This window comes from Streptomyces wuyuanensis, from assembly GCF_900103455.1.
Taxonomy (GTDB): Bacteria; Actinomycetota; Actinomycetes; order Streptomycetales; family Streptomycetaceae; genus Streptomyces; species Streptomyces wuyuanensis.
This window is the reverse complement of record NZ_FNHI01000003.1, coordinates 386,515-406,945: the sequence shown is the minus strand read 5'-3', so window position 1 is coordinate 406,945 and position 20,431 is coordinate 386,515. Positions and strand designations below refer to the sequence as shown.

General features: G+C 72.1%; 19 protein-coding genes and 1 pseudogene. 15 read left to right on the top strand and 5 right to left on the bottom strand.

The window, feature by feature from the left end; translation table 11 throughout:
- Positions 1-292, top strand: a 292-nt coding sequence (locus BLT82_RS07230; RefSeq protein WP_143041478.1) for an integrase core domain-containing protein, incomplete at its 5' end; no start/stop codon positions are given.
- 53 nt (positions 293-345) lie between these two features.
- Here the strand turns inward: BLT82_RS07230 and BLT82_RS07225 are convergent.
- Entirely contained in the window at positions 346-1,722 is a 1,377-nt protein-coding gene (locus BLT82_RS07225) for an MBL fold metallo-hydrolase (RefSeq protein ID WP_093652996.1), read from the bottom strand.
- Between the two features lie 86 nt (positions 1,723-1,808).
- Between BLT82_RS07225 and BLT82_RS07220 the strand changes: the two genes are divergently transcribed.
- Entirely contained in the window at positions 1,809-2,486 is a 678-nt protein-coding gene (locus BLT82_RS07220; RefSeq protein ID WP_093653022.1) for an ArsR/SmtB family transcription factor, read from the top strand.
- Positions 2,487-2,824: 338 nt separating this feature from the next.
- Positions 2,825-3,121 (top strand): sulfurtransferase TusA family protein, encoded by a 297-nt coding sequence (locus BLT82_RS07215; protein WP_342029399.1) that lies wholly within the window; start codon positions 2,825-2,827, stop codon positions 3,119-3,121.
- 103 nt (positions 3,122-3,224) lie between these two features.
- On the opposite strand, the gene BLT82_RS38545 is transcribed toward BLT82_RS07215, so the two are convergent.
- Complete coding sequence (locus BLT82_RS38545; protein WP_280142457.1) at positions 3,225-3,911, bottom strand: DUF4232 domain-containing protein; 687 nt, start codon at positions 3,909-3,911, stop codon at positions 3,225-3,227.
- Positions 3,912-4,143: 232 nt separating this feature from the next.
- Positions 4,144-4,728 (bottom strand): LAETG motif-containing sortase-dependent surface protein, encoded by a 585-nt coding sequence (locus BLT82_RS07205; protein ID WP_093652993.1) that lies wholly within the window; start codon positions 4,726-4,728, stop codon positions 4,144-4,146.
- Positions 4,729-4,919: 191 nt separating this feature from the next.
- On the opposite strand from BLT82_RS07205, the gene BLT82_RS07200 reads away from it, so the two are divergent.
- The 12 genes from BLT82_RS07200 (at position 4,920) to BLT82_RS07145 (ending at position 19,379) form a co-directional block, all read left to right on the top strand.
- Positions 4,920-5,879: a LysR family transcriptional regulator gene (locus BLT82_RS07200; protein WP_093652992.1), complete on the top strand. Its 960-nt coding sequence runs from the start codon at positions 4,920-4,922 to the stop codon at positions 5,877-5,879.
- 98 nt (positions 5,880-5,977) lie between these two features.
- Positions 5,978-6,496 (top strand): formate dehydrogenase subunit gamma, encoded by a 519-nt coding sequence (locus BLT82_RS07195; protein WP_093652991.1) that lies wholly within the window; start codon positions 5,978-5,980, stop codon positions 6,494-6,496.
- Entirely contained in the window at positions 6,493-8,043 is a 1,551-nt protein-coding gene (locus BLT82_RS07190; protein WP_093652990.1) for a formate dehydrogenase beta subunit, read from the top strand. The genes BLT82_RS07195 and BLT82_RS07190 overlap by 4 nt, the downstream gene beginning before the upstream one ends.
- Positions 8,040-10,850: a formate dehydrogenase subunit alpha gene (gene fdhF / locus BLT82_RS07185; RefSeq protein WP_093652989.1), complete on the top strand. Its 2,811-nt coding sequence runs from the start codon at positions 8,040-8,042 to the stop codon at positions 10,848-10,850. Before BLT82_RS07190 ends, fdhF begins: the two co-directional genes overlap by 4 nt.
- Before the next feature lie 3 nt (positions 10,851-10,853).
- The gene (locus BLT82_RS07180) at positions 10,854-11,081 is read left to right on the top strand and encodes a formate dehydrogenase subunit delta (protein WP_093652988.1); all 228 of its coding nucleotides are present in this window, start codon (positions 10,854-10,856) and stop codon (positions 11,079-11,081) included.
- A 1,073-nt stretch (positions 11,082-12,154) separates the two neighbouring features.
- Positions 12,155-14,056 carry a molecular chaperone DnaK gene (gene dnaK, locus BLT82_RS07175; protein ID WP_093652987.1) on the top strand — a complete coding sequence of 634 codons (1,902 nt, stop codon included), beginning with the start codon at positions 12,155-12,157 and terminating at the stop codon, positions 14,054-14,056.
- Positions 14,057-14,064: 8 nt separating this feature from the next.
- On the top strand, positions 14,065-14,580 hold the full coding sequence (locus BLT82_RS07170) for a nucleotide exchange factor GrpE (RefSeq protein WP_093652986.1): 516 nt from the start codon (positions 14,065-14,067) through the stop codon (positions 14,578-14,580).
- A gap of 6 nt (positions 14,581-14,586) precedes the next feature.
- Positions 14,587-15,567: a DnaJ C-terminal domain-containing protein gene (locus tag BLT82_RS07165; protein WP_093652985.1), complete on the top strand. Its 981-nt coding sequence runs from the start codon at positions 14,587-14,589 to the stop codon at positions 15,565-15,567.
- Positions 15,564-15,968, top strand: coding sequence for a chaperone modulator CbpM (locus tag BLT82_RS07160; RefSeq protein ID WP_093652984.1), 405 nt, complete (start codon positions 15,564-15,566; stop codon positions 15,966-15,968). Before BLT82_RS07165 ends, BLT82_RS07160 begins: the two co-directional genes overlap by 4 nt.
- Positions 15,959-18,610, top strand: a complete 2,652-nt coding sequence (gene clpB, locus BLT82_RS07155) for an ATP-dependent chaperone ClpB (protein WP_093652983.1) — start codon at positions 15,959-15,961, stop codon at positions 18,608-18,610. Before BLT82_RS07160 ends, clpB begins: the two co-directional genes overlap by 10 nt.
- Before the next feature lie 5 nt (positions 18,611-18,615).
- Positions 18,616-19,071, top strand: a complete 456-nt coding sequence (gene trxA, locus BLT82_RS07150) for a thioredoxin (RefSeq protein WP_244291877.1) — start codon at positions 18,616-18,618, stop codon at positions 19,069-19,071.
- A 50-nt stretch (positions 19,072-19,121) separates the two neighbouring features.
- Positions 19,122-19,379: a UBP-type zinc finger domain-containing protein gene (locus BLT82_RS07145; protein ID WP_093652981.1), complete on the top strand. Its 258-nt coding sequence runs from the start codon at positions 19,122-19,124 to the stop codon at positions 19,377-19,379.
- A gap of 132 nt (positions 19,380-19,511) precedes the next feature.
- Here the strand turns inward: BLT82_RS07145 and BLT82_RS37815 are convergent.
- Both BLT82_RS37815 and BLT82_RS07135 read right to left on the bottom strand, forming a co-directional pair.
- Positions 19,512-19,751, bottom strand: a pseudogene (locus BLT82_RS37815) (IS200/IS605 family accessory protein TnpB-related protein); the annotation flags it as partial.
- A 160-nt stretch (positions 19,752-19,911) separates the two neighbouring features.
- A complete protein-coding gene (locus BLT82_RS07135) occupies positions 19,912-20,397 on the bottom strand; it encodes a DUF6924 domain-containing protein (protein ID WP_093653021.1) in 486 nt (161 codons plus the stop codon).
- Positions 20,398-20,431 lie beyond the last annotated feature (34 nt).

Below are 20,431 nucleotides of genomic sequence, written 5' to 3'. Positions count from 1 at the left end.
CGACAACGGAGCCTGCTACCGCTCCCGCGACTGGCGCGACACCCTCGCGGCAGCCCAGATCACCCACAAACGCACCCGCCCCTACCGGCCCCAGACCAACGGCAAGGTCGAACGCCTCAACCGCACCCTGCTCGACGAATGGGCCTACGCCCGCCCCTACCGCTCAGAGCAGGAACGACGCGACGCCTTCCCCGGCTGGCTGCACACCTACAATCACCACCGCGGACACACCGCGCTCGCAGGCAAACCACCCGCCAGCCGCGTCCCCAACCTCACAGGGCAATACACCTAGCCGTACGGGCCGCCCGGCGGCGTCGGTCGGTGTGGTGGCCGTAGGGGTGGCGTTCACGAGTGGGTGTCCTCCGTGCCCTCGACAAGTCGCTGTCCCCGGGCTGCTGCGTAGTCGGCCGGTCCGCCGTCGAGGACGGTGACGTCGCGGTGGCCGGAGCGCTCCAGGAGGCTGGCGGCGGTCATGGCGCGCTCGCCGTGCCCGCAGGCCACGATCGCGCCGTGCGGAACGTCCGTGGCGGCGGACAGGCCGCCGAGTTCGAGGTGGACCGCGCCGGGGACGTGCCCGGCGGCGAACTCGGATCGCTGACGTACGTCGACGTAGGGGCGGCCCGCGGCGCGGTCGGCGGTGACGAAGGCGGTGGTGGTCTGGGGGTTGCCGTCGGCGAGCCAGGCGTCCATGCCGCCTGCGAGGCAGCCTGCGAGGCGCTCGTATCCGACCTTGTAGGACTGCCAGACGATCTCGCTCAGGTCCTGGTCCGCCTCTCCGACGAAGGCGAGGGGTGCGGTGTCGGGCAGGAGCCAGCCGAGCCAGGTGGCGAACTGGTCGCGCAGCGGGATCGATACAGACCCGGGGATGTGGCCGGCGGCGTAGTCGGCGGCCGGGCGGACGTCGACGACATGACCCCCGTCGGCTGTCAGCGCCCGGACCTGCTGTGCGGCCAGGGCGGGCAGCAGCGGCTGCGCAGTCAGCACCGCCGGGCCGCGCCGGTTGATCTCGCCAAGGCGGTCGAAGTACGCGGGGTAGGTGCCCAGGCTCGCGATCAGCTGGGACACGAAGGTGTCCTCATCCGGTGCGCCGAGCAGCGGGTTGGCCCCCCTCTGCGCGCCGATGGTCGTGGTGCGCTCGGTGCCGGGCGGGGCGGAGCAGAAGGACCCGGCGCCGTGTGTGGGCCACACCGCGACCTCGTCCGGCAGGGCGGTCAGACGCTGCAGCGACCGGTACTGGGCACGGGCGAGTTCCTCGGTGCGCTCCGGGCCGAGGAGATCGGTGCGGGCGGCGGAGTTCACGATCAGTGACCCGCCGGTGAACACGCCGAGCTCGCGCCTGCCGTCCAGAAGCAGGAAGGACAGGTGCTCGTCGGTGTGCCCAGGGGTGGCGATCGCCCGCAGCGTCAGCCCGCCGAGGTCGACCTCCTCGCCGTCGGCCAGGGCGCGGTGGTCGAAGGCGCGCCGCCCGGCGGCGGAGGCCAGGACCGTGGCGCCGGTGTCGTGCCCGAGCTGGACGGCACCGGAGAGGAAGTCGGCGTGCAGATGCGTGTCCGCGGCGAACGCGATGCCCAGACCGCGGCGTTCTGCCGCCGCGTGCAGGGCGCGCAGATCACGGCTTGCGTCGACGGTCAGAGCGCGTCCGTCACCGAGGTCGAGGAGGTAGGCGCTGTTGCCCAGCCCTTCGTCGACCAGTGGGACGAGGTGATCGTCCGCGAAGCCCACGGCGTCCTCCGGGTTCTCGAGAGGGGGTGTGTGGTCACGCCCCCGAGGCCTCTACTACAATAATCCATGGATTTATGGAGGATGTCATGGCGCAGAACACGAAGAGCGCGACGAAGGCCCGGCTGTACGATGCGTTCGCGGCCAGCGGCAAGGCGCTGGCCAGCGGAAAGCGTCTGGAGCTGCTGGATCTGCTCGCCCAGGGCGAGCGCACCGTGGACGCGCTCGCGAGGGCGGCAGGGCTGAATCTGACCACCGCGTCGGCGCACCTGCAGACGCTCAAGCACGCCGGATTCGTCGCAACCCGCCGTGAGGGCGTGCGCATCCACTACCGGCTCGCCGGCGACGACGTCGCCCAGCTGTTCGCACTGCTGCGCAAGGTCGCCGACCGTCACCAGGCCGCCGTACCCGCCGCGCGCGACGCCTACCTCGGCCAGGACACGACCGGCGAGATGAGCCGCGAGGAGCTGTGCGCCCGCGTCGCTGCGGGAAACGTCGTCGTGCTCGATGTGCGGCCGGCGGAGGAGTACCTCTCCGGGCACATCCCCGGCGCGCTCTCCATCCCCGTCCAGGAGCTGGCCGACCGGATCAACGAGCTGCCCGAGGACACCGAGATCGTCGTCTACTGCCGGGGCGGGTACTGCGTCCTGGCCTACGACGCCGTACGGCTGCTGACCGACCGCGGCCGCCAGGCGATCCGCCTCAACGACGGCATGCTGGAGTGGCGCCTGTCCGAACTGCCCGTCGACGCGGCAGACGTGACGTGAGCGGCCCCCACGCCACGCGCCCGCCGCATCCCGGGCTCGCGGACGGCCCCGTGTTCCCGGACCACAACGGCACTACCCCGTCGACCCGCGGGTCGCCGAGGCGATGCTGCCCGCACCTGACGGACTTCTCCGTCGCCCCTCCGGCAGGTTGGTCGACGTCTCCATCGCCACCGCCGGCGCCGCCGGGGGCATGGCCTCCGGCATCACGGCGCCGCCACCGGTTACGCCGCCCGCACCCTCGCCCTCACCGGCGGCATCCTCTCCCTCTCCCTCTCCCTCTCCCTCTCCCTCTCCCTCCTGCCCGCCGTCGCCGCCACCTCCTACCGCCGATGAGCCCGATGAACCACGAGAACCCTGCTGCGGGCATCACCGTCGACGGCACCGGCCTGCTCTGCGTCACCCTCCTGCTGCGCCTCCGCAAGGAGACCGACGACGCACCGCCGGGCACTGTCGTTCACGTCGTCGCCACCGACCCGGCCGCACCGCTCGACCTGCCCGCTTGGTGCCACATGACCGGCCACCACTACCTCGGCCCCGTCTCCGACCCGGCCGGACGACCTGTCTACGCTGTGCGCCTGGCCGCCAACTCGCTGCCCACCCGGCCTGATGCCCCATGGCACCCCACCCGTCCGTAGAGGACGCTTGCCGCGGCCGCGCGGGCGTGTGACCCGCGACCGCCCTGCCGTGGGGGACAGTCGGGAGCAAGCCGTATCGAACCGAGTCGACACGCTTGGTCGTTCACGGCCGAGCAGTTGACTCCGGGACCTTCTGCCACGCCGTGGTGCCGAGCAGACCCGTCTCGCCGATGTCGAGCCCGCCATCCGGCTCCACGGTCTGCCGGGCGTCACCGGCGCGGGCGCCGATCTCCACGTACACCCCGCTGCCCCGCAGCGTCGCCGCGTCGACGGCGGAGTAGCGCCAGACGAACACGCTGCGCGCCGACTCCCCCGGGCGCAGCGGGACCGGGTGCGGGCCAGGGTCCTCGAGCTGGGTGATCGGTCCTGGGCCCTTGAGCACCGTCACGTCCATCGGCCGGTTCTCCGCGTCGCGCACGCGGACGTCGGGGTAGCCGTTCAGCTGCCGGTCACGCGTGCCGCAGTTGGTGATCGTCACGGGCATGGCGCGCAGCCCCATGGCAGTGCTGACCATGCCGGTCGACACTCGTACGCCCGTGGCCGGGCAGCGTTCCGCGGCGGACGGCGGCTCTCCCGGGGCTCCCCGCGAGGGGGCTTGCGCACCGGTCGACGGCCGGGTGCCGTGCGGTCCGGAAACCGGAGGACCTGACGCCCGGGGACCGGGGCGCGCTTCTGCCGTCCGCCCGGGATCGGCCTCCCGCTCCAGCTCCGCCGACAGCCCGCACCCGGAGGCGAGGACGGCGGCCGACGCCGCGAGGATCACGGCACGTCCCACTCCGGTGACGGTCATGGGCGCGATCATGACACGGACCGGCGTCACGCGACTGGGAGTTCCCCATTCCGGTTCCGCACCGGACCCAAGGGCTGTCCCCGGCGCCGGCACCCGTCCCCGTCCCCGTCCCGGCGACCTCGCCGGCCCCGGAGCGGCACCGGTCCCACACGCGCGTCGTGCGCGCACGACGGTGCCCCGCGGCCGGCCGTGCGGGCCGCGGGGCACGGAACAGGCGTCGCGCCGGGGGCGGTCAGCCGCGGGTGGCGCGGCGCCTGCGCGTCACCACGAGGATGCCGGCACCCGCGGCGACCGCGGCGGCCGCGGCTCCCGCGATCACGGGCGTCGCACTGGATCCGCCGGTCTCGGCGAGGGGCGGGGTGCTCGGCTCGGGCGCGGGCGGAGCCTCGGAGCTCGGCGGCTCCGTGCTCGGGGTGTCCGAGGGCTCCGGCTCCTCCGGCGTCTCCGACGGCTTCGGGGTCTCGCACACGGGCGCGGTCTTGGTCTCGTCGTGGGAGAACCGGTCCCCGTCACCGGCCTTCACCACGAGCCGCACCTGCACCTCGGCCTTGTGCTCGGGCAGTTGCAGCGTCTTGCTGAACTCACGCCCGAACGCCTCGACGGGCAGCAGGTCCTTGCCGTCGACGGTGACCGTCACCGTGTTGGTGACGTTGGGGCTGTACGCCTTCAGGTCGACGGTGACCTCGGAACAGGTCACCGTCCACACGGGCGTGTGGGCCGAGGCCGGAGCGGCCGTCAGGCCGACACCGACGAGCCCGAAGGCAGCGCCCGCTATAAGAGCGCCCGAGCGCTTCCACGCACGGGTGGGTGCATTCATCAATCCTCCACGGAGGTCCGAACACGTGGTCTGATGGCAGCGCAGAGTACTCCTCCCGCGAACCACGGTTCACTTCGCCCCCGATAACGACTTGGTTCCCATCGCCCCACCGGGCACGGGCCGTTCGCGCCGGGCGCTTCCCGCCCGCCGCGGGACTGCTGCCGCCGCCGGGGAGCGGGTAGGGTCCAGCCGTGCTGCTCAGGCAACTGGAGTACCTGACCGCGCTGGCGCGCGAGCGCCACTTCGCGCGGGCCGCCGAAGCCTGCCATGTCTCCCAGCCCTCGCTGTCCGCGGGCATAAGGACTCTGGAGCGGGAACTCAAGCTCATGATCGTGCGCCGGGGCCGGCGTTTCGAGGGTTTCACGCCCGAGGGGGAGCGGGTGGTGATGTGGGCCCGCCGGATCCTCGCCGAGCGCGACGCGCTCTGGGACGACCTCGCGGCCATGGACGGCGGACTCACCGGCGTGCTGCGCGTGGGCGCGATTCCGACCGCCCTCACCGCCGCCCAACTGCTGACCACTCCGTTCTTCGACCGGCACCCGAAGGTGCGGATATCGCTCGAATCGCTCTCCTCGCGGCAGATGGTGCACCGGCTGGCCGAGTTCGACCTCGACGTCGGACTGAGTTACGTGGACGGCGAACCGCTCGGCAACGTCCGTACCGTGCCGCTGTACCGGGAGCGCTATCTGCTGCTGACCCCGCGGGACGGTGAACTCGCCGCCCGTACCCGGGCCACCTGGGAGGACGTCGCGCGGCTGCCGCTGTGCCTGCTCTCCCCGCAGATGCAGAACCGCCGGATCCTGGACCGCAACTTCGCCGACGCCGGGGTGCGGGCGGAGGCGTCGATGGAGACCGACACCGTCTCCGCGCTGTACGCGCACCTGGCCACCCGCCGATGGTCGAGCGTGATCGCCCACGCCTGGCTGGGACTGTTCGGCGTGCCCGAGGGCATGTGCCTGGTCCCCATGGAGCGGCCCGCCCGGAACCACTCCGTCGGGCTGGTTCTCGCCGACCGGGATCCCGGGCTCAGCCTGGTGCGCGCGCTCGTCGACGTGGCCCACCGGGTGGACCTGGCAGGCGAGCTCGACGCCGTGCTGCGCCGGTACTTGGCGCCCCGCACCACCTCCGACCAGCAGGTACAACCCCGTTGATAGACCGCGCCTAACACTCCATAGCGAAGAACGCTTGGACGCGCCCGCGAATCCGCACGACAGTGCCCTTATCTGTCGTTCGGTGGAAGGGGCCGGTCATGGCCGTACTGCCCGGGCCGTCGGTGGAGCGACCGACGGAGCCGTCGCCGGAGGGATCGCCGGAGGACCGGGTGCGGGCGATCGTCGCCGCGCACCGCGGTGAGCGCGGCGCCCTGCTGCCCGTGCTCCACTCCGTCAAGGAGGAACTGGGGTACGTCGATCCGGCCGTGATCCCCGTCCTCGCCGCCGAACTGAACCTGTCACGGGCCGATGTCCACGGCGTCGTCACCTTCTACGAGGACTTCCGCCAGAGTCCGCCGGGCCGGCGGACCGTACGGATCTGCCGGGCCGAGGCGTGCCAGGCGGTCGGCGCGGCGGACGTGGCCGAGCGTGCGAGGAATCGGCTCGGGGTCTCCTTCGGCGAGACGACCTCCGACGGCGAGATCACCCTCGACCAGGTCTTCTGCCTCGGCAACTGCGCCACGGGACCGGCCGTCGAGGTCGACGGCCGGCTGTACGGCCGGGTCACCCCCGAGCGGCTGGACGCCCTGCTGACGGCCGAGGGGGCGGACGCATGAGCTCTCCCGTGACCGTCTACGTGCCCCGCGACTCCGCCGCCCGCTCGGTCGGCGCGGACGAGGTCGCCGAGCGGATCTCCGCGGCCGCGGCCGGACACCCCGCCCGTGTCGTCCGCAACGGCTCGCGCGGAATGCTGTGGCTGGAACCGCTGGTCGAGGTGGTGACCGCCGCCGGACGGATCGCGTACGGCCCCGTCGCGCCCGGCGACGTCGAGGGACTGCTGGACGCCGGCCTGCTCGACGGGGCCGCCCACCCGCTGTGCCTCGGCCCCACCGAGGACATCGGCTGGCTCCGGGACCAGACCCGGGTCACCTTCGCACGCGTCGGGGTCGTCGACCCGCTCTCGGCCGAGGACCACCTCGCGCACGGCGGGCTGGCCGGACTGAGGCGCGCACTGGAACTCGGCCCCGAGGAGGTCGTCGCCGAGGTCACCGAGTCCGGACTGCGGGGCCGCGGCGGCGCCGGCTTCCCCGCCGGGGTCAAGTGGAAGACCGTCCAGGAGGCCGGGGAGGGACTCAAGTTCGTGTGCTGCAACGCCGACGAGGGCGACAGCGGCACGTTCGCGGACCGCATGCTGATGGAGGGCGACCCGTTCACCCTCATCGAGGGCATGACCATCGCCGCCCGCGCCGTCGGGGCCCGCGAGGGATACGTCTACGTGCGGTCGGAGTACCCGGACGCGGTGGCCACCCTGCGCGCGGCGATCGCCACCGCCCGCGAGCAGGGCTGGCTCGGCCGGGGCGTCCTCGGCTCGGACCTCGACTTCGACCTCTTCGTACGGGTCGGGGCGGGCGCGTACATCTGCGGCGAGGAGACCTCCATGCTGGAGAGCCTGGAGGGCAAGCGCGGCACGGTCCGGGCCAAACCGCCCATCCCGGCGCTGGAGGGCCTCTTCGGCAGGCCGACCGTCGTCAACAACGTCCTCACCCTCGGGTCCGTACCGATGATCCTCGCCGACGGCGCCAAGTCCTTCGCGGACCTCGGCACCGGCCGCTCCCGCGGCACCCAGGTGTTCCAGCTCGGCGGGAACGTGGCCCGCGGGGGCATCGTCGAGACCGCCTTCGGCGTCACCCTCGGCGAACTCGTCGAGGGCTACGGCGGCGGAACCCGCTCGGGACGGCCGGTGCGGGCGGTGCAGGTGGGCGGACCGCTCGGGGCGTACCTGCCCACGTCCCGCTTCGGACTGCCCATGGACTACGAGGAGTTCGCGGCCGCCGGCGCGATGGTGGGGCACGGCGGCGTCGTCGTCTTCGACGACACGGTGGACATGGCCGGGCAGGCCCGGTTCGCCATGGAGTTCTGCGCCGCGGAGTCCTGCGGCAAGTGCACGCCGTGCCGCATCGGGGCGGTGCGCGGCACGGAGGTCATCGACAGGATCGTCGCCGGCGAGAACCGGACGGCCAACCTCGTTCTCCTGAACGACCTCTGCGACCTGATGACCGAGGGCTCGCTCTGCGCGATGGGCGGGCTCACCCCCATGCCGGTGAGGAGCGCCCTGGAGCACTTCCCCGGCGACTTCGGAGCGACGAAGGAGGCGCGACGATGACCCTGATCAAGGAACCCGACCACGGCACCCCGGCACGGCCCGGCGAGGCGACCGTGGCCGTCGAGATCGACGGCACGGAAGTGCTGGTCCCCGAGGGCACCTCGGTGATGCGCGCCGCCTCCGAGGCCGGGATCGACATCCCCAGGCTCTGCGCCACCGACAGCCTCGAGGCCTTCGGCTCCTGCCGGCTGTGCCTGGTCGACATCGACGGCCGCAAGGGCACACCCGCCTCCTGCACCACGCCCGTCACCCCCGGCATGAAGGTGCGCACCCAGACGCCGGAACTCGCCGGACTGCGGCGCGGCGTCATGGAGCTGTACATCTCCGACCATCCGCTGGACTGCCTGACCTGCCCTGCCAACGGGGACTGCGAACTGCAGGACATGGCCGGCGTCGTCGGGCTGCGGGAGGTCCGCTACGGCTTCGACGGGGAGAACCACCTCGACGAGCCCACCGACAGCTCCAACCCCTACTTCGACTTCGACGCGAGCAAGTGCATCTCCTGCTCCCGCTGCGTCCGGGCCTGCGGAGAGGTGCAGGGCACCTTCGCCCTCACCATCGAAGGCCGCGGCTTCGCCTCCAAGGTCGCGGCCGGCGCAGGCGGCAGCTTCATGGAGTCCGACTGCGTCTCCTGCGGCGCCTGCGTCCAGGCCTGCCCCACCTCCACCCTCCAGGAGCGCTCGGTGGTGGAGCTCGGCATGCCCACCCGCAGCGTCGTCACCACGTGCGCGTACTGCGGCGTCGGCTGCTCCTTCAAGGCCGAACTGCGCGGCGACGAGGTCGTCCGGATGGTCCCGTACAAGGACGGCGGGGCCAACGAGGGCCACTCCTGCGTCAAGGGCCGGTTCGCCTTCGGCTACGCCTCGCACCCCGACCGGCAGCTGAAGCCGATGGTGCGCGAGCGGATCACCGACCCCTGGCACGAGGTCGGGTGGGAGGAGGCCATCGGCCATGTCGCGCGGCGTATGCTCGACATCCAGGCCCGGCACGGAGCCGGCGCGATCGGCGGCATCACCTCCTCCCGCTGCACCAACGAGGAGGTGTACGCGGTCCAGAAGATGGTCCGCGCGGCCTTCGGCAACAACAACGTCGACACCTGCGCCCGGGTCTGCCACTCGCCGACCGGTTACGGGCTGAAGCAGACCTACGGCACCTCGGCCGGCACCCAGGACTTCAAGTCCGTCGCCAAGGCGGACGTCATCCTCGTCATCGGCGCCAACCCCACCGACGGCCACCCCGTATTCGCCTCCCGCATGAAGCGCAGGCTGCGCCAGGGCGCCCGGCTCATCGTGGCCGATCCGCGCCGCATCGATCTGGTGCGCTCCCCGCACGTCGAGGCCGCTCACCACCTCCAGCTCGCGCCCGGCACCAATGTGGCGCTGGTCAACGCCCTCGCCCATGTCGTGGTCACCGAAGGGCTGGTGGACCGCGCGTTCGTGGCGGAGCGCTGCGAGGACTTCGAGGCGTGGGAGCGGTTCATCGCCCGGCCCGAGCACAGCCCCGAGGCGGTCGCCGGGATCACCGGCGTCCCGGCCGAGGAACTGCGCGCGGCCGCCCGGCTCTACGCCGGCGCGCCCAACGCGGCCATCTACTACGGTCTCGGCGTCACCGAGCACAGCCAGGGCTCGACCATGGTGATGGGAATGGCCAATCTCGCGATGGCCACCGGCAACATCGGCCGCGAGGGCGTCGGGGTGAACCCGCTGCGCGGGCAGAACAACGTCCAGGGCTCGTGCGACATGGGCTCGTTCCCCCACGAGCTTCCCGGCTACCGGCACGTGTCGGACGACGCGGTGCGCTCCGTCTTCGAGACGCTGTGGGGGCGGACCCTGCAGCCGGAGCCGGGCCTGCGCATCCCCAACATGTTCGACTCCGCCGTCGACGGCACGTTCCGGGCGCTGTTCGTGCACGGCGAGGACATCGCCCAGTCCGACCCCAACACCCGGCACGTGACGGCCGCGCTCTCCGCCATGGAGCTCGTCGTCGTACAGGACCTCTTCCTCAACGAGACCTCGAAGTTCGCCCATGTGTTCCTGCCGGGCACCTCGTTCCTGGAGAAGGACGGCACCTTCACCAACGCCGAACGCCGGATCAACCGGGTGCGGCCGGTCATGGCCCCGAGGACGGGCAAGCACGAGTGGCAGATCGTCTGCGAGATCGCCCAGGCCATGGGCTACCCGATGAAATGGGACGACGCCTCGCAGATCATGGACGAGATCGCGATGACCACACCGACGTTCGCCGGGGTGTCGTTCGGCAAGCTCGACCGGGTCGGCAGTGTGCAGTGGCCGTGCAACGACAACGCCCCCGAGGGCACGCCCATCATGCACGTGGACGGATTCGTCCGCGGCCGGGGCCGGTTCGTGGAGACCGTCTACGTGCCGACCGAGGAGCGCAGCACCCGCAGGTTCCCGCTGATCCTCACCACCGGCCGCATCCTCTCCCAGTACAACGTGGGCGCCCAGACCCGCCGTACCGGCAACGTGGCCTGGCATCCGGAGGACGTGCTGGAGCTGCACCCGCACGACGCCGAGGTGCGCGGCATCCGCGACGGCGACACGGTGGCACTGGCCAGCCGGGTCGGCGAGACCAGCCTGCGGGCCAGGATCGACGACCGGATGCCGGTCGGCGTCGTGTACACGACGTTCCACCATCCGGCGACCGGCGCCAACGTCGTGACGACCGAGCACTCGGACTGGGCGACCAACTGCCCCGAGTACAAGGTGACGGCGGTCCAGGTCGCCCTGAAGCGGCCCCCGGCAGCGGAACCGGCCGCCACCGGGCCCGTCGCCGCCGGGGAGAGGTGAGCCATGGCGCCTCCGCCCGTCGCCGCCCACGTACGGCTGGCCAACGACATCGCGGCGCAGTTCCGGCACCGGGATCCCGCCGCGGCGGCCGCGGAGATCGCCGCGCACATCCGGGCCTTCTGGGATCCCCGGATGCGCGCCCGGCTCATCGAGGACGCCGAGGCCGGCCACGGCGGCCTGGATCCCCTGACGGTGTCCGCGGCGGCCCTGCTGGCGGCGCCGGCGCGCTGACCCCCGGCCCCGGTGCGGCGGGGGCCGCCGCACCGGGGCGCACGGTGCGTTCACCCCGTGCGCCGTGGCCGCCGTCGTGCTCGCGCGGCTGGTTCGCCCCGCGCACACCGTCGGGTCCTCGCGCCGGTGGTGATCCCGCTCGGCCACGCCGGCGCCGGTCGAGGTCTTCGGCCGCTCCGGCCGCCGGGGCGGAGGGGCCCACCGCTCGGTCCGGGGCAGGCGCCGACGTCCTCGACGGCCGACGCGCCGCCCGCACCGGATCTCCGTGGAAGGACGGGGTGCGGGGAGGGCGCCCAACCGATCAACGACGGGCCGCCCGGCTGGGGCGGACGTACGCCCGGACCGGACTGTGGGGAGGGCCTGCGGGCGCCTCGCTCGCGGGCCGTCGCCGCCCGGTCCTCGTCGCAGCCGCCCTCCTTCCCGCGCCCGGCCGCCGCGAGCGGGCCGTCCGTCCCGCGGCCGAGGGCGGCCCTCGTCCGCACCGGCCCGCCCGGCGGTGAGCGGCGGGCTGCGCGCGCCGGGCACGCCGGGGACCCGAGGCAGGGACGCTCCGCGCCCACCGTGCCGGCGGGGTCGCCGAGGGTGAGGCGCGTGGCCCGATGCCGTTCGGGGACATAGAGAGAACTTCCGAATTGCCCCGATTGGCTTATGTCGTCACCCTTGTACTGGCAGGGCGGGAGCGCATCCGCATGGGGACCTGGCAGGCGCCGGCTGCGAAGTCCTCGGGGTCGCGACGCCAGGCGTACGGGCCGACGGCGCTCGGCGACGCGGGGAGTCGACGGATCATGGACCAGCCGAACCGCCGGACGCGGCGATCGCGCATGGCACACGTCCGGGCCACGACGGCACCGCTCCGTCGGCACGACCGCGGCCGACCGCCCACGGGCCGCGTCGGGAGTACGGCCTGCCCGCCGCGCCGGGCCGCTGCGCGAAGGAGGCCCACCTCCTCGACGGCCCGAAGTGAAGGAGGCGAACACCTCCTCGACGACCCGAAGAAAGGGTGACGGCACGCTCCCCGACCTGTGAATCCGCTTCCGGACCTGTGAACCGCGCGCGCGACGAAGGAGAACCTGATGGCCAAGGCAGTCGGAATCGACCTGGGGACCACCAACTCGGTGATCGCGGCATGGGAGGGCGGCGAGGCCACGGTTCTCCCCAATTCCGAGGGCAGCCGCACGACCCCCTCCGTCGTCGCCTTCACCGACACGGGAGAACGGCTCGTCGGCCAGCTGGCGCGCCGCCAGGCGATCCTCAACCCCAAGGGAACCATCTACTCGGCCAAACGCTTCGTCGGCCGCCGCTACGACGAGACATCCGACGAGGCCAAGGCCGTCGCGTTCGACGTCGTCCCGGACGAGCACGGCAACGCGCGCTTCGACGTGCGCGGCAAGCTGTACTCACCGGAGGAGATCAGCGCGCTGGTGCTGCGCAAGCTGGCCGACGACGCCGGCAAGCAGCTCGGCGAGCGGGTGACCGAGGCGGTCATCACCGTTCCCGCGTACTTCAACGACGCCCAGCGCCAGGCCACGAAGGACGCCGGGAAGATCGCCGGCCTGGAAGTACTCCGCATCATCAACGAGCCGACCGCGGCGGCCCTCGCCTACGGTCTGGACAAGAAGGGCCACGAGACGGTCCTGGTGTTCGACCTCGGCGGCGGTACGTTCGACGTCAGCCTGCTCGACGTCGGCGACGGCGTGGTCGAGGTGCGGTCCACCGCCGGTGACAGCCATCTCGGCGGCGACGACTTCGACCGGCGTCTGGTCGACTACCTGGCCGACAGGTTCCAGCAGGACAACGGCATCGACCTGCGCCAGGACCCCCAGGCGCTGCAGCGGCTGTTCGAGGCCGCCGAGAAGGCCAAGGTCGAACTGAGCTCCGTGACCCAGACGCAGGTCAGCCTGCCGTTCATCACCGCCGACGCGGCCGGCCCCAAGCATCTGACGGAAACCATGATGCGGTCGACGTTCGAGCAGATCACCGCAGACCTCGTGGAGCGGACGCTCGAACCCGTCCAGCAGGCCATGGCCGACGCCAAGGTCACCGCGAACGACATCGACGAGGTCATCCTCGTCGGCGGGTCCACCCGCATCCCGGCCGTTCAGTCCCTCGTCCGGCGGCTGACCGGCGGCAAGGACCCGAACATGAGCGTGAACCCCGACGAGGTCGTGGCCCTGGGCGCCGCGATCCAGGCAGGGGTGCTCAAGGGCGAGGTCAAGGACGTCCTGCTGCTCGACGTGACCCCGCTCTCGCTGGGCGTGGAGACCCGCGGGGGTGTGATGACCAGGCTCATCGAACGGAACACCACGGTCCCCGTCCGCCGGACGCAGACGTTCTCCACCGCCGAGGACAACCAGCCGGCCGTCGACATCGTCGCCCTCCAGGGCGAGCGCGAGATGGCCGCCGACAACCGCGTCCTCGGGCGCTTCCAGCTGAAGGACATCCGGCCGGCACCGCGGGGCGAACCGCAGATCGAGGTCACCTTCGACGTCGACGCCAACGGCATCCTGAACGTCACCGCACGCGACAAGGACACCGGAGCCGAGCAGGGCATCACCATCAGCGAGGGTTCCAACCTCGACCAGGGCGAGGTCGAGCGGATGGTCCAGGAGGCGGAGCGGCACCGCGGCGAGGACACCGCGCTGCGCGAGGCCGTCGACGCCCGCAACGAACTGGATGCCGTGGCCTACCAGGTCGAGCGCAGACTTCAGGAGCTGGGTGACGCCGCGCCGTCGCACGAGAAGGCCAGGGCGGAGATGCTCGTCGGCGACGCCCGGCAGGCCGTGCAGGAGGGGGCGCCCGTCGACAGGACCAGGTCGCTGACGTCCGAACTCCAGCAGGTCCACGCCTCGTTGGCGGCGCACCAGGCCGGCGCCGCCGCGGGAGCCGCGGCCGGAGCGGGGGCCGACGAGGGCGCGTCCGTAGGCGCAGGAGGGTCCGAGGACGACGTGATCGACGCAGAGTTCGACAAGGGCTGAGACCGTCCATGAGCACCGACAAGGAACCGGCACCGCCGCAGGAGCCCACCGGGGCGCCGGCCCCGGAGGCGCAGCCGGACATGGGTGAACTCACCGCCGAGCTGGATGAGTTGCGGGACAACTGGCGGCGCTCCCTCGCGGACCTGGACAACCTCCGCAAGCGTCATGCGCGGGAGTTGCAGAGCGAGCGGAGCGACGAGCGGGCCCGTACGTCGGCGGCCTGGCTGCCCGTGGTCGACAACCTCGAACTCGCCCTCCAGCACGCGGGATCCGATCCGTCCGCCGTGCTGGAGGGCGTCCGGGCCGTGCGCGATCTCGCCGTCGAGGTGCTCCGGGGCCTGGGATACCCCCGCTACGAGGACACGGGCGTCCCGTTCGACCCGGCCCAGCACGAGGTGGTCGGTCTGGTCGACGACCCCGGGGCCGAACCCAACACCGTGGTCCGGGTCCAGCGGCCCGGCTACGGCGAGGGAGACCGGCAGCTGCGTCCCGCGGCCGTCGTGGTGAACAAGCGGCAGGAGTGACCGCCCATGGCGCGCGACTACTACGACGTGCTCGGGGTCGGCCGCGGTGCGAGCTCCGACGAGATCCAGGCGGCGTTCCGCAAGCTGGCCCGCCGCCACCACCCCGACGTCAACAAGGACCCGGAGTCGGAGGAGCGGTTCAGGGAGATCAACGAGGCGTACAGCGTGCTGTCCGACCCCGACACACGCCGTCGCTACGACCGGTTCGGCGAGGACTTCCGGGACGTCCCCGAGGACTACGACGAGCGCGTCGCGGCCGGTGCGGGTGCCCGGGGCGGCGGCGGATACGCCTGGACCGGCGCAGGACCGGGCGGCGACGGCCGCCGCGTCCGCTTCGTGTCCGACTTCGGGGACGGCGACGAGGGCCACGGGGACGGCTCCGGCGTGGACTTCGAGGATCTGTTCGGCGGGCTGTTCGGCCGCGGCGGCGCCCGGGCCAGAGGGCCCGTGCCCGGCGCTGACCAGGAGGCGGAGATCCGGCTCGGCGTGGAGGAGGCCTACCACGGCGGCAAGCGCGTCATCACCCTCTCCGGACCGGAAGGCCCTCGGACGTACGACGTCACCGTCCCCCGCGGGGTCGTCGACGGCCAGCGCATCAGGCTGGCCGGAGAGGGCGGCCGGGGGAGCGGCGGCGGCTCGTCGGGAGACCTGTACCTGCGCGTGCGGATCAAACCGGACTCACGGTTCCGGCTGGAGGGCCGGGACATCCACGTGGTGCTTCCCGTCACCCCCTGGGAGGCGGCGCTGGGCGCCACGGTGCCCGTGCCCACGCCCGGCGGCACGGCCAAGGTCACCGTGCCGGGCGGTTCGTCCGGCGGCCGCCGCCTGCGGCTGCGCGGTGAAGGGATGCCGAACCCCCGCGGCGCCGACGGAGACCTCTACGCGGAGGTCCGGATCATGGTGCCGCCGAAGCTGTCCGACCGCGAACGCGAGCTCTTCGAGCAACTGGCCGCCGATTCCGCCTTCGACCCGAGGAAGCCAGGATGACCCACGACCCCCGGTCCGCCGGGCGGGCCCCCGGGCACCGCCAGGCGACGCCCACGGCCCGGCAGTCGGGCGTGAACGTCGTCGTACGCCGCTACGCGATGGATCCGGTACCCCGACTGGACCTGGACGCCGTCGCGCGCCGCGCCTCCCTCCACCCCGAGGTCGTGCGGCGGTTCGTCGCGCTCGGCCTGGTCGACGCCACCCGGGGCGCCGACGGCCGGCTGTGGTTCGACCAGAGCGCACCCTCGGCACTAGCCCGCATCCAACGCCTAAGGGCCGGACTGCACCTCAACTACGCCTCCCTCGGTCTGGTGCTCGATCTGCTCGACCGGATCAGCGAGCTGGAGGACGCGCTGCGGCGCAGCAACGCCGGCGCCAGGAGTGATGAATCGTGGATATGAACCGGCTGACGCAGAAGTCGCAGGAAGCCCTGCAGGAGGCACAGACGATCGCCGCGCGGCTCGACCAGACCGAGGTCGACGGCGAGCATCTGCTGCTCGCCCTCATCGACCAGCCGGAGGGCCTGGTGCCGCGGCTTCTCGACCGGGCGGACGTCGACACCCGGGCGCTGCGCACGGCGGTGACGGAGTCGCTGGCCCGCCGGCCCAGGGTGACCGGGCCCGGAGCCCAGCCGGGCCAGGTGTTCATCACGCAGCGGCTGGCCCAGGTCCTGGACGCCGCCGAACAGGAGGCCAAGCGGCTCAAGGACGAGTACGTCTCCGTCGAACACCTCGTCCTCGCCCTCGTGGACGAGGGATCGAGGACCTCCGCGGGCCGGCTGCTGAAGGAGTTCGGCGTCACCAAGGAGACGTTCCTCGACGCCCTCACCTCCATCCGCGGGCACCAGCGCGTCACCTCCGCCACGCCCGAGGGTTCGTACGAGGCCCTGGAGAAGTACGGCCGCGACCTGGTGGCCGAGGCGCGCAGCGGCAGGATGGACCCGGTCATCGGCCGCGACGCCGAGATCCGGCGCGTCATCCAGATCCTGAGCCGCAAGACCAAGAACAACCCCGTCCTGATCGGTGACCCCGGCGTCGGCAAGACGGCGATCGTGGAGGGGCTGGCCCAGCGGATCGTGCGCGGGGACGTACCCGACGGGCTGCGCGACCGGACGATCTTCGCTCTCGACATGAGCCTCCTGGTCGCGGGCGCCAAGTACCGGGGCGAGTTCGAGGAACGGCTGCAGGCCGTGCTCGGCGAGGTCAAAGGCGCGGAGGGGCGGATCCTGCTCTTCGTCGACGAGTTGCACACCGTCGTCGGGGCGGGCGGCGGCCCCGAGGGCGCCATGGATGCCGGGAACATGCTCAAGCCGATGCTCTCGCGCGGCGAACTCCACATGATCGGCGCCACCACACTCGCCGAGTACCGCAAGTACGTCGAGTCCGACGCCGCTCTCGAACGCCGTTTCCAGCAGGTGGTCGTGGACGAGCCCAGCGTCGAGGACACCATCTCCATCCTGCGGGGGCTGCGCGAACGCCTGGAGGTCTTCCACGGGGTGAAGATCCAGGACACCGCACTCGTCGCCGCGGCCACCCTCAGCCACCGCTACATCTCCGACCGGTTCCTGCCGGACAAGGCGATCGACCTCGTGGACGAGGCCTGCGCCCGGCTGCGGACGGAGATCGACTCGATGCCGGCCGAACTCGACGAGATCACCCGCAGGGTGACGCGGCTGGAGATCGAGGATGCGGCACTCGACAAGGAGACCGACCCGGCCAGCCGCAAGCGCCTGGAGGAGCTGCGGCGCGAACTGGCCGACCTGCGTGCCGAGGCCGACGCGATGCACGCCAAGTGGGAGGCCGAGCGCCAGGCCATCAGGCGGGTGCAGGAACTGCGCCAGGACCTGGAGCAGGCACGGCAGGAGGCCGAGGAGGCGGAGCGGAACTACGACCTCAACCGCGCCGCGGAGCTGCGCTACGGCAGGATCACCGAACTGGAGCGGAGGCTTGCGGCAGAGGAGGATTCGCTCGCCGCCAAGCAGGGCGAGAGCCGGCTGCTGCACGAGGTGGTCACCGAGGACGAGATCGCCGAGATCGTCGCCGCGTGGACCGGCATCCCCGTCACCCGGCTGCAGGAGAGCGAGCGCGAGAAGCTGCTGCGGCTCGACGAGATCCTCGGCGAGCGCGTGGTCGGCCAGGACGAGGCGGTCAGGCTCGTCACCGACGCCATCATCCGGGCCCGTTCCGGCATCCGGGACCCGCGGCGGCCGATCGGCTCGTTCGTGTTCCTCGGCCCGACGGGCGTGGGCAAGACCGAGCTGGCCAAGGCGCTGGCCGCGGCCCTCTTCGACAGCGAGGAGAGCCTGATCCGCCTCGACATGAGCGAGTACCAGGAACGGCACACGGTCAGCCGGCTGGTCGGAGCGCCCCCGGGATACGTCGGCTACGAGGAGGGCGGCCAGCTCACCGAGGCCGTCCGCCGCAAGCCGTACTCCGTCGTCCTGTTCGACGAGATCGAGAAGGCGCACGCGGACGTGTTCAACACCCTGTTGCAGGTGCTGGACGACGGCCGCATCACCGACTCGCAGGGCCGCACGGTGGACTTCCGCAACACCGTCGTCATCATGACCTCCAACATCGGATCCACCTACCTTCTCGACGGCGTCACCGCCGACGGCGAGATCAAGCCCGAGACGCGTGCCCTGGTCATGGGCGACCTGCAGTCGCACTTCCGCCCCGAGTTCCTCAACCGCATCGACGACGTCGTGCTGTTCAAGCCCCTCGGCATGGAGCAGATCAAGAAGATCGTCGATCTGCAGTTCGACGATCTGCGCCGCCGGCTGGCGGAGCGCCAGATCACCCTGGAGCTCACCGACGCCGCCCGCGAGCACATCGCCGAGCAGGGCTTCGATCCCGTGTACGGTGCCCGGCCGCTGCGCCGTTACATCTCGCACGAGGTGGAGACGCTGGTCGGCCGCGCGCTGATCCGCGGTGACGTGCGGGACGGCTCGACGATCCGGGTCGGCGAGAAGGACGGCGAACTCGTCGTCACCTACGACGAGGACGCGCCCAGCCGGCCGCGTTCCGTGCAAGAGGCCGCGTGAGCCCGATGAGTGCGAGCCCGACGAACACGGACGGCATGACGGTCGTGTGCGCCGACTGCGGCCGCGGGAACCGGGTGCCGGCGGCCGCCGACGGCCGTCCGCGCTGCGGGAGTTGCGCGTCCCCGCTCCCGTGGATCGCCGACGCGGGCGACGCCGACTTCGAGGAGGTCGCCGAGAAGGCCGCGCCCGTCGTCCTCGTCGATCTGTGGGCCACCTGGTGCGGGCCGTGCCGCATGGTCAGTCCGGCGCTGGAGCAGGTCGCACGGGAAATGGCCGGCCGGATCAAGCTGGTCAAGGTGGACGTCGACCAGGCGCCGCGCATCGCGCAGAGGTTCCAGGTGCAGGCCGTACCCACCCTCATCCTCATGGACCGGGGAGAAGTGATCGCCAGACAGGCGGGAGCGGCCCCCGCACCCGCCCTGCGCCAATGGGTCGAGCAGACCGTGCAGGGCCGCCGCTGAACCCGTACTCCCCCCGATCCCCGTACACCGCCGAACGGAGGCCGCCCGTGATGGAGACCGATCCGCACCTCGACATGGTGCGCCCGGTGTCGCCGAACACCCCCCAGGGCTGCGAGGAGTGCCTGCGGCTCGGTTCGCCCTGGGTGCATCTGAGACTGTGTCTCACCTGCGGCCACGTGGGGTGCTGCGACTCCTCGCCGCTCAAGCACGCCAGCGGGCACGCCGAGAACGAGGGACATCCCATCGTGCAGTCCTTCGAGCCGGGGGAGGACTGGCGCTGGTGCTACGTCGACGAGGCCATGGTCTGACGGCGTCCGGACCGGCACGAGGCGGCCCGTCGGTCGCCCCCGGCGCTCCGTCGGGGTGACGCGCTTCGCGCCCGTCCGGCCCCTCGGCAGGTCCCGCGGCGCGAACCCGGCCGGGCGGCTCGTCCCCGTCAGTTCTTGGACCCATTCCTGGTCACTGCGGACATCCCGAACGGTTTTGGATGTCCTGGTTGCCCGCGTGCTCGCCGCGTCCGGCGGCACGGATCGTGTCCGTGGTCCGGGGGTGCGGGGGCGGGGTTCCTCACGCCCCAGGGCACGCCGGTCGGCCTGGACGGTCCGATGCCCGAGCACATCGCTCTGGTGTGCACGGGGCGGTGTCGTCCGTCGCCGGATCGGGTGTCCCTGGACCGTACGCGCGAACAAAGCCTCCTCCACCACGCGGTGATGCTGGGCAGGTGAAGTCTTGGTGTCAGGGCAGTGACGCGGTTCCCGCCCGAGGCCGCGCCCGGCGGTTCCCTGCCCGGCGGACTTCGGCGCCCGCGCCCGACGCGTACCCGTCGATGGCGGGCACGGTTCAGAAGGACCGGTGGACCGGGTCGGGTTCGGCGACGGCCGTCTCGGCGAACTCCTCGAAGTCCATGTTGCCGATCGACAGATTCGCGTGCACGACGTGGACTTCGGCCGGGACGGTCCGGAACTCCCGCGGCGGCGGGGAGTCGATGAGCTCCTGGTAGTACATCGGGTCGAGGTCGTCCTCCTCCTCGAAGACGTCGAGGGCGAGCAGGGCCCGGCCGGCGGACCGCATCGTGACCCGGTCGGCGAGGAAGACCACGCACAGCTCCTCGTCCCGCCTCACCGCGCCCAGGACCTCTTCGGGCGTGCGATCGGCCCATACGGGATCGTCCACGAGGTGGACCGCGGGGTCGAACTCGTCGTCGTCCCCCCATCGCCGGTTCAGGTCCGCGACCACCGCCCGCCAGGCGGCCTCGTCGCCGTAGTCGGTCCTGATGACCAGGGCGTCGAACGCGTCACGTCCGACGATCTCGGGCAGCTCTCTCATGGTCCCCTCCCACGGCACCCGGCACGGATCCGAC